The sequence below is a fragment of the Polyangiaceae bacterium genome (genome assembly GCA_015075635.1).
Lineage (GTDB): Bacteria > Myxococcota_A > Polyangia > Polyangiales > Polyangiaceae > JADJKB01.
Genome location: JABTUA010000003.1, coordinates 1,318,268 through 1,331,304, shown reverse-complemented (window position 1 = coordinate 1,331,304; position 13,037 = coordinate 1,318,268). Strand labels below are relative to the sequence as shown.

Annotated in this window: 13 protein-coding genes; 5 read left to right on the top strand and 8 right to left on the bottom strand. The window is 68.6% G+C overall.

The window, feature by feature from the left end; all coding sequences use genetic code 11:
* Nucleotides 1–20 precede the first annotated feature (20 nt).
* The 5 genes from HS104_36550 to HS104_36530 all read right to left on the bottom strand — a co-directional run bounded on the left by HS104_36550 (nucleotide 21) and on the right by HS104_36530 (nucleotide 6,927).
* Nucleotides 21–527, bottom strand: a complete 507-nt coding sequence (locus HS104_36550; protein MBE7485467.1) for a hypothetical protein — start codon at nucleotides 525–527, stop codon at nucleotides 21–23.
* Nucleotides 528–786: 259 nt separating this feature from the next.
* The gene (locus tag HS104_36545; GenBank protein MBE7485466.1) at nucleotides 787–1,275 is read right to left on the bottom strand and encodes an LEA type 2 family protein; all 489 of its coding nucleotides are present in this window, start codon (nucleotides 1,273–1,275) and stop codon (nucleotides 787–789) included.
* A 192-nt stretch (nucleotides 1,276–1,467) separates the two neighbouring features.
* Entirely contained in the window at nucleotides 1,468–2,859 is a 1,392-nt protein-coding gene (lpdA, locus tag HS104_36540; protein ID MBE7485465.1) for a dihydrolipoyl dehydrogenase, read from the bottom strand.
* Nucleotide 2,860: 1 nt separating this feature from the next.
* Nucleotides 2,861–4,117, bottom strand: a complete 1,257-nt coding sequence (gene odhB, locus HS104_36535; GenBank protein MBE7485464.1) for a 2-oxoglutarate dehydrogenase complex dihydrolipoyllysine-residue succinyltransferase — start codon at nucleotides 4,115–4,117, stop codon at nucleotides 2,861–2,863.
* Nucleotides 4,118–4,137: 20 nt separating this feature from the next.
* Nucleotides 4,138–6,927 carry a 2-oxoglutarate dehydrogenase E1 component gene (locus HS104_36530; protein ID MBE7485463.1) on the bottom strand — a complete coding sequence of 930 codons (2,790 nt, stop codon included), beginning with the start codon at nucleotides 6,925–6,927 and terminating at the stop codon, nucleotides 4,138–4,140.
* A gap of 130 nt (nucleotides 6,928–7,057) precedes the next feature.
* Between HS104_36530 and HS104_36525 the strand changes: the two genes are divergently transcribed.
* Together HS104_36525 and HS104_36520 are read left to right on the top strand one after the other, a co-directional pair.
* Nucleotides 7,058–7,300, top strand: a complete 243-nt coding sequence (locus tag HS104_36525; GenBank protein ID MBE7485462.1) for a ribbon-helix-helix protein, CopG family — start codon at nucleotides 7,058–7,060, stop codon at nucleotides 7,298–7,300.
* Entirely contained in the window at nucleotides 7,285–7,611 is a 327-nt protein-coding gene (locus HS104_36520) for a type II toxin-antitoxin system PemK/MazF family toxin (protein MBE7485461.1), read from the top strand. Before HS104_36525 ends, HS104_36520 begins: the two co-directional genes overlap by 16 nt.
* Nucleotides 7,612–7,620: 9 nt before the next feature.
* On the opposite strand, the gene HS104_36515 is transcribed toward HS104_36520, so the two are convergent.
* The 3 genes from HS104_36515 to HS104_36505 form a co-directional block, all read right to left on the bottom strand.
* Nucleotides 7,621–9,366 carry a hypothetical protein gene (locus HS104_36515; GenBank protein ID MBE7485460.1) on the bottom strand — a complete coding sequence of 582 codons (1,746 nt, stop codon included), beginning with the start codon at nucleotides 9,364–9,366 and terminating at the stop codon, nucleotides 7,621–7,623.
* Nucleotides 9,367–9,430: 64 nt separating this feature from the next.
* Entirely contained in the window at nucleotides 9,431–10,420 is a 990-nt protein-coding gene (locus HS104_36510; GenBank protein MBE7485459.1) for a magnesium transporter CorA family protein, read from the bottom strand.
* 114 nt (nucleotides 10,421–10,534) lie between these two features.
* On the bottom strand, nucleotides 10,535–11,026 hold the full coding sequence (locus HS104_36505; GenBank protein ID MBE7485458.1) for a hypothetical protein: 492 nt from the start codon (nucleotides 11,024–11,026) through the stop codon (nucleotides 10,535–10,537).
* Between the two features lie 139 nt (nucleotides 11,027–11,165).
* Here HS104_36505 and HS104_36500 point away from each other — a divergent pair, with 139 nt between their 5' ends.
* From HS104_36500 to HS104_36490, 3 genes are all read left to right on the top strand, one after another.
* Nucleotides 11,166–11,666, top strand: coding sequence for an acetyltransferase (locus tag HS104_36500; GenBank protein MBE7485457.1), 501 nt, complete (start codon nucleotides 11,166–11,168; stop codon nucleotides 11,664–11,666).
* A gap of 101 nt (nucleotides 11,667–11,767) precedes the next feature.
* Nucleotides 11,768–11,914: a hypothetical protein gene (locus tag HS104_36495; protein MBE7485456.1), complete on the top strand. Its 147-nt coding sequence runs from the start codon at nucleotides 11,768–11,770 to the stop codon at nucleotides 11,912–11,914.
* Between the two features lie 176 nt (nucleotides 11,915–12,090).
* A complete protein-coding gene (locus HS104_36490; GenBank protein ID MBE7485455.1) occupies nucleotides 12,091–13,032 on the top strand; it encodes a hypothetical protein in 942 nt (313 codons plus the stop codon).
* Nucleotides 13,033–13,037: the final 5 nt, after the last annotated feature.

Here is a 13,037-nt window from a genome sequence, read left to right as displayed (position 1 = left end):
GGCGCGGGGCCCAGCCCGGCTCAGCCGGAGCCGCCGGCGACCGAGCTGCGTGAAGACGGCGGCGCGCCGAGCGAGCGCATGCCGCTCTGCCCGCTGCCGAAGCGCACTCGCACCGAGACCGCGCTCCCCGCCAGCCCGTCGCACAGGGCGCCGGCGAACGCCACCAGCTCGTGGCGGACCTCGTCGCCGAAGTGCTCGTCCCCCATGATGAGCAGCTCGCCGCCGTCATTCTGCGCCATGAGCGCGACCACGTTGCGGGCGATTTCGTAGCGGGCCCTGCGCGCCTCGGGGTCGATGCGCTGGCTTGCCGCCAGGATGGCCACGGGTACCGTGACCGAACGCTCGGCCAGGCGCGCCACGCGTCCGACGACGCGGGTCGCGAACTCGTCCAGGCTCTCGCTCGCGGGCTGCGACTCGACCACCGCGCTCGACGCGCGACCGGCGAGCTCTCGCGTGTACGACGGCCAGCGTGCCCCGGCTTCCATGACGACCAACGCCGTCCTCTGATCGTTCTGTTCCATCGTCATACCCCCGATCCGAAGCGGGCGACGCCGCTCTCGATGAAACCCCGGGCCCTCCGGTTCATTCCCGACCCATTTCCAGATTCGCGGCCCAATGAAATCTGGCCCCCCGGCCCCATCATCTCATCCTCCCCGCGGCGCTCGTTCGCGCCAGCGAGCCCTCAGGGTCTCTGGTCTAGCGCCGGAGGTCAACCCGGCAAGGAGAAATGAGTGGGAGCCGGACCCACGCTGCAAAACGCAACGATTGACCATGCAGGCGGCAAGATCAGAACGGCAGGGTGCCACGGGCGGCCTGCGCCACGGCGATGCGCGGGATCGAGCCGGTCTCGTCCACCGGATAGTTGTCGCTGCGGATCCCGATCGAGCGAATCGCGGTGACATCGGCCTCGCCGCGCACGCGGTAGCTGATCGAGGGACTCATTGCCGTCTCGGCAAGGAGAGGTCCTACCAGCGGCCAGGGGATGATCACCGGCGCCTGCACGACGGTGGTGCCGTCCGCCGGGAGCCACTGATTGGGGCTGTAAGCGACGGGCGGCAGGGTCCAGCGACCCTGGAGCGTGGTCTGGACGCGCACATTTCGCACTTGCACGTCGAAGCTGTTGTCGTTGTTCACGCGCAAGTACACGTTCATGCCGATGCCCATCGGACCCGCTGTCTGCACCTCCGCGTGGTGCAGCTCCATCTTGGGCTTGGACACGCAGCTCGGCAGCACGAGAACCGAGACGCCCCCGAGCAGGAAAGAACGGCGATGCATCGCCGGGAAGGGTAGCCGACCGCCCCGCTCGGCGCGAGGTAGGAAGCTACGGAGCCGAGTTCTCTCGGAGAACGCGCTCACGACTCCGGCGGAGAACGGAGCGCGTCGCGCTGGGCCTTCCAGGCCCCCGGGTCCAGCACCCGCCAGGCGACCGCGTCGTGCCCGGGGCCGCGCCTGAACCCAAACGAGAATTCAAATGTGAATCGCCCGTCCGTCCACGGCCAGGGCCGCTTCCTTCATCACCTCGGACAAGGTCGGGTGCGCGTGGCAGGTGCGGGCGAGGTCTTCGGCGCTGGCGCCGAACTCGATGGCGGCCACGGCCTCGGCGATCAGCTCGCCGGCGCGCGCGCCGATGATGTGCACCCCGAGCACGCGGTCGGTCTCCGCATGCGCCAGGATCTTCACCTGACCGTCGAGGCTGCCCAGGGACTTGGCGCGCCCGTTCGCCATGAAGGGGAAGCTGCCCTTGCGGTACAGGATGCGCTGCTCGATGAGCTCGTCTTCGGTCTTGCCGACGCTGGCGATCTCGGGGTGCGTGTAGCAGACGCCCGGGATGGCGTCGTAGTTGACGTGGCCCCAGCCCTTCACGATGTACTCGACGCAGGCCACGCCCTCTTCGCTGGCCTTGTGGGCGAGCATGGGCCCCGCGATCACGTCTCCGATGGCGTAGATGCCCGGCACTCGGGTCACGTAGCCAGCGCCCACCGGGATGCGCCCGCGCTCGTCCAGCTCGATGCCGACGTTCTCGAGCCCGAGGCCGTCCGTGTTCGGAACGCGCCCGACCGAGAGCAGCACGCGATCGCAGGCGATGGGCTCGGCGCCGTCGATGCCCACCAGCGCGCCGTCGCCCTCGCGGCGCGCGCCCGTCACGCGGGTGCCGGTGCGGATCTCGAGGCCCTGCCGGGACAAGATCTTCTGCGCCGTGAGCGCGATCTCCGAGTCCATGCCGGGCAGGATGCGCGGCAGGTACTCGAGCACCGTGACCTTCGCGCCCAGCCGCTGCCACACCGAGCCGAGCTCGAGCCCGATGAAGCCCGCGCCGATCACCACCAGGTGGCCGGGCACCTCCGGGTAGGAGAGCGCCTCGGTGCTGGTACCGATGCGATCGCCGTCGAGCTCCACGCCGCGGAGCGGCGCGACCTTGCTGCCCGTGGCGAGGACCACGTGCTCGGCGCTGAGCTCGCTCGTGCCTTCGCTCGACTCGACTCGAACGCGGCCCCGCGACAGCAGCGTCCCGCTGCCGGAGTAGCGGGTGATTTTGTTCTTCTTGAACAGACCCGCGACGCCGGAGGTGAGCTGCCGCACGGTGTCGTCTTTGCGCTTGTGCATGCGGGGCAGGTCGAGCTCGACACCGCCGAGCTTCACCCCGAACGCGTCGAAGCCGCGCCTGGCCTCCGCGTAGCGCTCGCTCGCCTCGAGCAGCACCTTGCTGGGGATGCAGCCCACGCGCACGCAGGTGCCACCGAGCGCCGGTTCTCTCTCGATACAGCCGACGTCCAGCCCGAGCTGCGCGGCGCGGATCGCCGCCACGTAGCCGCCGGGCCCCCCGCCGATCACGATCAGGTCATGCCTTCGGTCGCCCACGTCACACCTCGAGCAGGATGCGGGAGGGCTGCTCCACGCACTCCTTGATGCGCTTCAAGAAACCCACCGCCTCGCGCCCGTCGATGATGCGGTGGTCGTAGCTCATCGCCACGTACATCATCGGGCGCGCGACGATCTGCCCGTCGCGGACCACTGCGCGCTCCTGGATCGCGTGCAGGCCGAGGATCGCGCTCTGCGGCGGGTTGATGATCGGCGTCGAGAGCAGGTTGCCGTAGACGCCGCCGTTCGAGATGGTGAAGGTCCCACCCTGGAGCTCGTCCAGCTTGAGCTTGCCCTCCTGCGCGCGCTTGCCATAGTCCGCGATGGCGAGCTCGACCTGGGCGAACGAGAGGCGCTCGGCGTTGCGGATGATCGGCACGACCAACCCCTTGCCGCTGCCCACGGCCACGCCGATGTCGTAGTAGTTCTTGTAGACGATGTCGGTGCCGCGGATCTCCGCGTTGACCTCCGGCACCATCTTCAGCGCTTCGATGGCTGCCTTCACGAAGAAAGACACTATGCCGAGCTTGATGGCGTACTTCGCCTGGAAGCGCTCCTGGAGCTCCTTGCGCAGCGCGAACACGGCGCTCATGTCCACCTCGTTGAAGGTGGTGAGCTGCGCGCTCGTTTGCAGCGACTCCACCAGGCGCTCGGCGATGCGCTTGCGCATCGGCGTCATTGCGACGACCTCCTCTTCTCGACCGGGGGTCGAGCTGGGCGCCGGCTGGCGAGCGGCCGCGGGAGCGGGCGCGGGCTCCGCCGGCCGGGCGCGGAGCACGTCCTCTTTGAGCAGGCGTCCGCCGGGGCCGGTCGGCGTCACGTCGGAGGCGGCCACACCGCTCTCCGCCAGGGCACGGCGCGCGGCGGGCATCACCCGTGCGAAGCCCTCCGGCGGCACGCTCTCGGCGCGCACGCTCTTCGGGGCGGGCTCCACGCTGGGCGTGACCGGGACCGGGGTGGCTACCGGCGGGGCCACCGCGGCTCTGGGCGGAGCGGGCGGGGGCGCTTCGGCCACCATCGTGGCCTCGTCGATGGCGCCGATCACGTCGCCGACCCGGGCCGCCTGGCCGTTCTGCACGCGGATCTCGCTCAGCACGCCGGCCACGGGCGCCGGCAGCTCGACCGTGACCTTGTCGGTCTCGATCATCACCAGGATCTCGTCCTTCTTCACGTTGTCGCCGACCGACTTCAACCACTCCCCGATCAACACGTCGGTGATCGACTCGCCCACGCTGGGCACCTTCAGTTCGACGGGCATCCTGCTCTTGCCTTTCTCGGTCAGGTAGTGGCGAAGGCCTTCTCTAGGATCTCTTGCTGCTCGAGCTTGTGCGCGCTCGGAGACCCGGTAGCCGGGCTCGCGGACTCCGCCCGGCACAGGACGGAGAACGGGTGACGCTCGAACATGCGCTCGCCGAAGCGAGCCCGGAGGTGACGCCAGGCGCCCATGTTGTTCGGCTCGTCCTGCACCCAGACCACGGGCGTCCCCTCCCGGAAGGGCTCGAGCTCTTCCCGAACCAAGGCTGCGGAGAGCGGGTAGAACTGCTCGATGCGCACGATCGCGACGTCCTTTCGCCCGAGCTCCTCGCGGCGCTGCAAGAGATCGTAGTAGATGCGTCCGCTGCACAGAAGCACCCGCGAGACCCCGTCCGGCTCGACGGCGGGATCGCCGATCACCCGAGAGAATCCGCCCTTCGCGCAGTCGTCCAGGGAGCTCACGCAGCGCGGGTGCCGGAGCAGGCTCTTCGGAGTGAACACGATCAGGGGCTTGCGCCACGGCCGAAGCACCTGCCGCCGCAGAACGTGGAAGTACTGGGCGGGCGTGCTGGGCTGCACGACCTGGATGTTGTCCTCGGCGGCGAGCACCAGAAATCGCTCCAGGCGCGCGCTCGAGTGCTCGGGGCCCTGCCCCTCGAAGCCGTGAGGCAGGAGCAGCACCAGACCGGAGAGGCGCTTCCACTTGTCCTCGGCGCTGACCAGGAACTGATCGATGATCACCTGCCCCGCGTTGGCGAAGTCGCCGAACTGCGCCTCCCACAGCGTGAGGCCGTCGGGCCAGTCCAGGCTGTAGCCGTACTCGAAGCCGAGCACTCCCACCTCCGAGAGCGCGCTGTTCACGATCTCGATCGGCGCCTGATCCTGGGTCAGGGACGCGAGCGGCATGAAGGTGTGGCCGTCCTCGACGTCGTGCAGCACCGAGTGCCGATGGCTGAACGTGCCGCGCTCGGCGTCCTGGCCCGTCAAGCGCACGCGCAGGCCGCTGGTGACCAACGTCGCGAAGGCGCTGAGCTCGGCCGCGCCCCAGTCGAGCGCGCGCTTGCCTTCGGCCATCTCGCGCCGCTGCTCGAGCAAGCGCTCGATCTTCTTGTGCGGGTGGAAGCCCGCGGGCAGCTTCGTCTGCGCGGCCAAGAGCTCCGCGAGCCGCTCGCGGTCGAAGCAGGTGGAGACCTCGCGCACCTCTTCTTCCAGGCCGCCGGAGAAGCCCTGCCAGTAGCCGCCCAGCCAGTCCTCCCGGCGCATGAAGTCGCTCTTGCGCGCCTGCGACAGCTCTCGCTCCAGGTGCTCTCGGCGCTCGACCTCGACGCGGTCGGCCTCCTCGCGCGTCACCCCGCCGAGCGCCAGCAGGTGCTCCAGGTAGCCGTCCCGCACTCTCTTTCGCTCGGCGATGGCGGCGTAGAGCAAGGGCTGCGTGAACGCCGGCTCGTCGCCCTCGTTGTGGCCCAGTCGCCGGTAGCCGTACATGTCGATGACGACGTCGCGCTGGTACTCGCTGCGGAAGTCCATGGCCAGGTGCACCACCTGCGCCACCGCCTCGGGATCCTCGCCGTTCACGTGGAAGATCGGGCTCTGCAACATCTTGGCGACGTCCGTCGCGTAGGTCGTGGAGCGGCTCTGCGCCGGCGGCGTGGTGAAGCCGATCTGGTTGTTCACGATCACGTGGATGGTGCCGCCGGTGCGATAACCCTCGAGCTGGCTCAGGTTCAGCGTCTCCTGCACGACGCCCTCGCCGGCGAAGGCCGCGTCCCCGTGGATCAGGATGCCCAGCTTGCGCTCGCGCTCCGCGTCTCCGCTGCGATCCTGCTTGGCGCGGACACGGCCCAAGACGACCGGGTTCACGTACTCCAGGTGGCTGGGGTTGAAGCACAGCGACAGGTGGACCTTGCGCCCGGCGGCCGTGGTCCAGTCGCTGCTGTAGCCCATGTGGTACTTGACGTCGCCGCTGCCCAGGAAGAGCTGCGGGTCGCGATCGTCGAACTCGCGGAAGATGGCCCGCGCGCTCTTGCCCATGATGTTGCAGAGCACGTTGAGCCGCCCGCGGTGCGCCATGCCGAGCACGATCTCGTCCACGCCGTGCTCGCTGGCCCGCTCGATGGCGAACATCAACAGCGGGATCAGGCTCTCCGAGCCCTCGAGCGAGAAGCTCTTCGCGCCCAGGTACTTCTTCTGCACGAACTCCTCGAACATCACCGCGTCCGTCAGCTTGGTCAGGATGCGGAGCTGCTCGTCGCGGCCGAGTCGGATGTGGTTCTGCGTGCCCTCCATCCGCTCCTGGAGCCAGTTCTTCACCCCCAGGTCGTCGATGTGCATGAACTGCGCGCCGATCGAGCGGCAGTAGGTGTTGCGGAGCAGATCGAGGATCTCGCGCAGGGTGAGCACCGGCGCGGCCGTGAGCGTGCGTACGCTGAACTTGCGATCGAGGTCGTCGGCGCCGAGGCCGTAGAACTCGGGCTCGAGCTCCGGCTGCCGCGCGCGCGGCAGCCCCAGCGGATCCAGCTTGGCCATCATGTGCCCGCGCACGCGGTACGCGCGGATCAGCTGGTCGAGCCGGTCCTGTCGGACGACGGCCTCGGAGACGTCGCTCGGCCCGGTGCTCGCACCATTGCCTGGGTTGAACACGCTGTGCGGGGAGAAGCTCGGTCCCAGGCGCGGTCTCGCGTCGCCGTTTCTGAGCGACGCGAAGTAGGTCCGCCAGTCCTCCGAGACCGAGCTCGGATCGGCGGCCCAAGCCGCGTAGAGCTCCTCAACGAACGCGAGGGAGAGCGCGTTGGGCCAGCGCGAGCCGAATTCCATGGCCCCTGCCATCTGCTACCCCCGACTGCGACGGTCAAGCCGGGCCGGAGGAGGCCGGGGATTTCCGTGTTTTCAGCGGGTAGCCAGCTGTTGGGTTGGCACAACACGTTTCATGTACGACACTCCCAACATGAGCGCCAAGGCGGTTCAGATCTCCATGGACCGGGAGCTCCTCGCGCGCATCGATCGGGACCCCAAGACCAAGCAAGAGGGTCGTTCAGCGTTCATTCGCGACGCGGTTTTGCTCTACCTCGAGGCGAAGCGCCGGCGGGACGTGGACCAACGCATCCGCCAGACGTTCTCGGGCCGAGCGCCCGAGCTCCTCGCTGAGGTCGAAGGCATGCTGGAAGGACAGGCGTGGCCCGAGAAGTGAAACGTGGAGAGGTTCGCCTCTACGCCTTTCGCGCCCCGGACAAACGGCGCCCGGTCCTGGTGCTGAGTCGCCAGGTCTTGCTCGACGTGCTTCAGACGGCCACGCTGGTACCCATCACCAGCTCGGCTCACGGCGCGCCGACCGAGGTCGAGCTCGGCGTGGAGGACGGCCTGAAGGGCCCTTGCTGCGCCAACCTCGCGAACGTCCAGACCGTCAGGCAGCAAGATCTCTCCCGGCTCGTCGGGAGCGTGCGGCCGGAGAAGATGAGCGAGATCTGTCGGGCGCTCGCGGTGGCCGTCGGTTGTGACTGAGCGCTCGACCTACTGGCAGACCTCGGCCTTGTCCGCGCAGCAGTCGCCGTACTCGGCGCAGGAGGCGTCGCACCAGCAGGAGCCGTCCGGTGACGAGCCGCCGCAGGACGAGCGGCAGCTCTTGGCGTAGGGGTTGTTCCCCGGCACCACGTTCAGCGAGCCGTTGTCGTTCGGATCCGCCGGGGGCGGCGCGGCGGGCAAGCTGACCGCGGACCAGTGGATGCCGTGGCCGACGTACTTGAGCCCGATCAGGCCGCCCGGGTGCTTGCCCTGAGCTACCACGTGCAGGAGGCTCGGCGGCACGAAGTACCCGGTGCCGGTGTCATCGCGCGGTCCGGTGACCTTGCGCGCCTGCTCCATCAGCGGCTCGAGGGCCGCCTGGAACTCCGCGTAGCTGGCGTAGCTCTTCTTGACCACCGCGACGAGCGCGTCGAACAGCTGCTCCACCGCCACCCGCTTCGGATCCGTCGCCGGCAGCTGATCCATGGCCATGGCCTCCAGCACGCCCGGCTTCATCTGCTCGAGCAGCTGCCCTTGCACCGGCGCCATCTGCTCCCCCAGCTGCTCGCGGGGCACGTGGGTGCGCAGGAAGTGTTGCAGGATGTCGGCCATCGTCATCGGCTTGAACGCCAACTTCTGCGCGTCGGCGGCGTTCGACGAGTAGCTGGGCATGGCCGCGAGGTCCGCCGGCGCCAGCGCCAGATCGACGTATTTCGCCCGCTGGTTCTTGTTCAGCGTGGTGAAGGCCGAGGTCTGCCCGGCGTTGTGCTTCTCCACCTCGGCCTTGAAGGCGTCCCACGGCGCCTGTCCGACCAGCGGCACCATGGTGGCGTCGTTGAGCGGGAAGTGCAGCCCGGCGCTGGTGCCCAGGAACGCGAGCTCGGCGCAGTAGACCAGGTTCGCCTTGTCCTTGAAGAAGTCCTGCGCCGCGGCGTCGCCGGTCACGGCCAGGACCATCTGCTTCACGTGCTCGCGGAGCCGCGGGATGTCGTGGGCCGCCAGCGGGTCGCCGCCGTTGTAGTCGCCCGGGAAGTCGCTCACGGTGTTGAAGGCCGCGATCATGGTGCGGACGTTGTCGTTGAACGCCTTGATCTGGCCGGCGCTCAGGTAGCTCGGCCAGTCCGGCTTCACGAACACCATCGAGTACTGCGGCGTGCCGAAGAACCCCTGCTCGTAGGTCTGGGGGTTGTTCAGCGTGATCGCCCCCGCCTGCCCGTCGCGCGACACGCCCACCACGATCTCGATGTGGGTGTCCTGGAGCTTCACCTGCTCCTTCATGTTGGCCGCGATGTCCTGGGGCGAGAGCGTGCGGTGCTCGGGGCGATGGTGCTTGATGGCGTAGCCCACCACGCCGCGCGGGAACGCCTTCGCCACGCCGGAGTCGCCGCGCTCGACGGTCTTGCCGGCAGCGTCCGTGACGCCGTCCTCGTTGGAGTACGGGATCACGTTGACCGGCGCGCCGAACAGGTGCGTGGGCGCCGGGAACTTCGCTTGCCCCAGATCGACCAACACGGTGTAGGCGTCCTCCACCTTGGTCATCGCCGGCTGGCCCGGCCAGATGGCGTTCATCTTGGCGACGTCCGCCACGTAGGGGCTGACGAACACGTCGGTTGGCGAGTCGCACTTGCCGGAGCAGCCGACCGGCTTTTGGCGATCGCTGCCGCCGCCGGGCGCGGGATCGCCGGCTTCGCTCGAGCACGCGAAGCCGAGCAGGGAGACGACGACGATGAGCGCACTACCGAGGATCGTTCGCATGGCGACGAGGATCACCAGAGACCGCGAGCCTCGTCAACCGCCCAGCGTGGTAGCAGGTGCGCCCTCAGAGCAGCTTTGCGCGGTGCGAAATGAACGTGATGAAGCCGACGATGCCGAGGGCCACCGCCCAGAACAGCCCGTAGCCGTAGGTCCACTTGAGCTCGGGCAGGTGCTCGAAGTTCATGCCGTAGACGCCGCACAAGAAGGTCAGGGGCAGGAAGATCACGCTGACCACCGTCAGCTTCTTCATCACCTCGTTCGTGCGGTGCTGCACGATGGACATGTAGAGGTTCAGCGAGTTCGAGAGCACGTCGCGGTCCACCAGCAGATCTTGCAGCACGCGCTCGAGCGTGCCGACCATGTTGGCCAGGAAGGGCTGAGTGGCCTCGCTGACGTAGAGCGAACGGCGCGTGGACAGATCCGTGAGCACCGCCCGGGCCGGCAGCACGACCTTGCGGAAGTGCAGGAGGTCCGCGCCCAGCTCGGAGACGGAGGCGAACACCTTGTCGTCCACCTCCCGCATCAGCTCCGATTGCAGGACCTCCACGCGCTCCTCGAAGCGCTTCTGGACCGACAGGTAGTTGTCGGTCAGGTGATCCCAGATCTCGTAGATCAAGAAGCTCGGGCTGCGGGCGAAGGACACGAAGTCCTGGGAGTAGTCCTTCTTCAGCGCCTCCAGGAACGCCACGGACCCGCGGTGGAGGGTGAAGAAGAAGCGCTCGCTGATCACGCAGTCCACGCGCTCGAGGTCGAAGTGCCGGCCGATCAAGCGACACCCCGACACGACGAAGTGCAGGTAGCCGTCGTAGCGCGCGGTCTGGCTGGCCGGCTCCCGAGTCAGCGCGTCCTCGACGATCTCGTCGCTGAAGAGCCCCAGCTCGGCCAAGAGCGCGCGGGCCTCCACGGGGTCGGCGAGGTCGATGTCCACCCAGACGAAGCGCCCCGCGGCCATCTCGGCCTTCATCTCCGAGAGCTCGATGGAGCGCTCGGCCTTCTTCTCGAAGTCGAAGGCCACGGCGCGGACGACGCAGCTCCCTCTCGGCTCATCGGGCATGACGGCTCGGCGAGATCGTACGTTGGCGACCGCCGGGCACGCGAACAACTGGCGCTTATAGAACCGCGGCACGAACTGCCGGTCGGGCGGCTCTTGCCGCAACCGGTGCGCGGGTCAGGGTCCGCGATCGAGGCTGTTGTTGCCCGAGATCTCGCAGTTGAACGTGCCCAGGCTGCTGGTCTGCACGCTGCCGAGCTGGAACACCTCGATCATCTCCGACTGGTCGTCGGGTCGGAGCTCCATCAGCAGGCTGCCGAGCTGGTAGCGCGTGACCAGGGGGTCGCCGTAGGGGTCGGTCCCATTCACGGTACACTGCTCGCCGGCCACGCCGCTGGCGTGCAAGGCGGTGGTCTGGACGACGCTGAAGCGGCAGCCGTCGGGGTTGACGCGCACCAGCTTGCCGGCCTCCTCGACGATCTGGAAGCCGTTCTTCGCGAGCGGCACGGTGGTCGAGGTGGTGTAGCAATTGACGAAGCTGAACGAGCCTTCCTGGTACTGCCAGAGTCCCGCGAACCCGGTGCGCGTCCCGTTGCCGCCGCCGCCTGCGCCGCCACCGGCGCAGGCCGAGAGCAGGAGAGCGAGGGTAGCTCCGAACGAGAAGCGCATGACGTTTGCCCCAAGAACCAGCAAATCGCGTGCCCGCCCGGAGGCCGTTCGTGGCGCGTCGTTCGCGCAACACTTGCAGCACCGGGCGCTCGAGGCCCTTCCGCTCGCGGCGCGCTCGCCCAACACCTCCGTGCGAGCCATGCGCCTGCGACCCGCCACGCTCGACGACCTCGCGCTGCTTCGCCACTGGGACGAGCAGCCGCACGTGGTCGAGTCCGATCCCAACGACGACTGGGGTTGGGAGCAGGAGCTCGCCAAGGCGCCCGACTGGCGCGAGCAGCTGATCGCCGAGCTCGACGGTCGTCCCATCGGCTTCGTCCAGATCGTCGACCCCGCGCGGGAGGAGAGCCACTACTGGGGGGACTGCCCTGCCGGCCTCCGCGCCATCGACATCTGGATCGGGGACGAGGCAGACCTCGGCCTGGGCTTCGGCACGCGCATGATGCAGCTCGCGCTCGAGCGCTGCTTCGAGCCGCCCGACGTCCACGCCGTGATCATCGACCCGCTCGCGTCCAACACCCGAGCGCTCCGGTTCTACGAACGGCTCGGGTTTCGCTTCGTCGAGCGGCGTCGCTTCGGGCTGGACGACTGCGCGGTCTACCGCTTGGACCGCGCCGACTGGGGCACGCGGCTCGCCTGAGCTCGCCTGAGAAGTGTCATTCGCCGCGCTCGAGCCCGTTGATCCTCTGGCCGGGCCTGTGATAGCGAGAAGGGTTTCGGGAACGACCTGGAGGAAGCTCGATGACTCGATTCACTGGTGCAGGCTGGACGTTGATGGTGCTCGCGGGTCTCGCGATTGGCTGTGGCAGCGACGACGGCGGCGGGTCCGGCGGCAGCTCGGGCGGAGGCAGCGGCGGCTCGGGGGCGGCGGGTGTAGCAGCGGCATAAGCGGCAGTGGTGGCTCGGCGAACGGCAGCGCCGTAACAGCGGCACGCAACAGGCGGGAGCGCCGGCGCAGAGCGCCAGCGGCTGACGGGCAGCAGCGGCGGGGCGATGGCTCAGACGGCAGCACCGGCGGCGCCGGCGGTACCGGTGGCGGCGGCGCTTCCGGGCCGGGGAAGGCCGTGGTTTCGTGCGGGCCTTTCGGGGGCAGCACGCCGGGCCTGCACATCGTGGACGTGGGCGCGGACACGAGCTTCCTCCTCAACGCGACCCAGGCAGGCGAGGTCGCCATCAACGCCAAGGGGACCTACGTCGCCCACACCGAGAGCGGCACCGGTGCCGGAGCGTCGAAGACTCACATCGTGGACGTCGCCACCAAAGCAGACGTCGGGACCTTCGACGGCAAGCCCATCGCCTGGATCGACGAGACCACCCTGCTCGCGCAGCTCGGGACCACGGCGGGGAACGTGTACAAGCCCGCCGTCGTCGGCATCAACGGCGCCAAGATCGGCAACGACCTCGGCTTCACCATGCTGGGCAAGACTCGCTGGGCGCTCAACCCGAATGTGACGAAGGTCGTGCTGCGCGGCGCCGGTAGCGGCGGTGGTACCGGCGAGCAGACGGTGACGCTGCTCTCCGACTCGACGCAGAAGGTGACCTTCCCGTCGTACTCCGCAGCCGGCGACCCGATCTGGCTCAGGAGCGACCGCGTGGCGTGGGTGACCTACGGGCCGGCGACCGGTACCGAGAACAAGGTCTACCTCGCCAACCCCGCGACCGCGGGGAGCGCTCAGGGCTACGACCTGAAACCCGCCACCACGGCGGTCATCGGCGGCGTCGTGCCCTGGACCGCGGACAACCAGCTGCTGGTCCAGTTCAACGACACGACCCGCAAGATGGTCATCGTCGATGCCTCGAACGGCTCGAAGGTCGGCGAGGTGGCTTGGCTGGCCTCGCTCGTCCAGTTCGACTTGGCGAAGCTCCTCGTCTCGTCCGACGGCGCCTCGGTGCTCTACCACTACAACGGCAAGCTCCACACCAACAAAGCCGACGGCAGTGCCGAGAAGCCCGTCAACGTCCCGTGCGCGGGGATCTGGGCCTTCGACTGGAGCGCGCGCCGCTGAGCGCC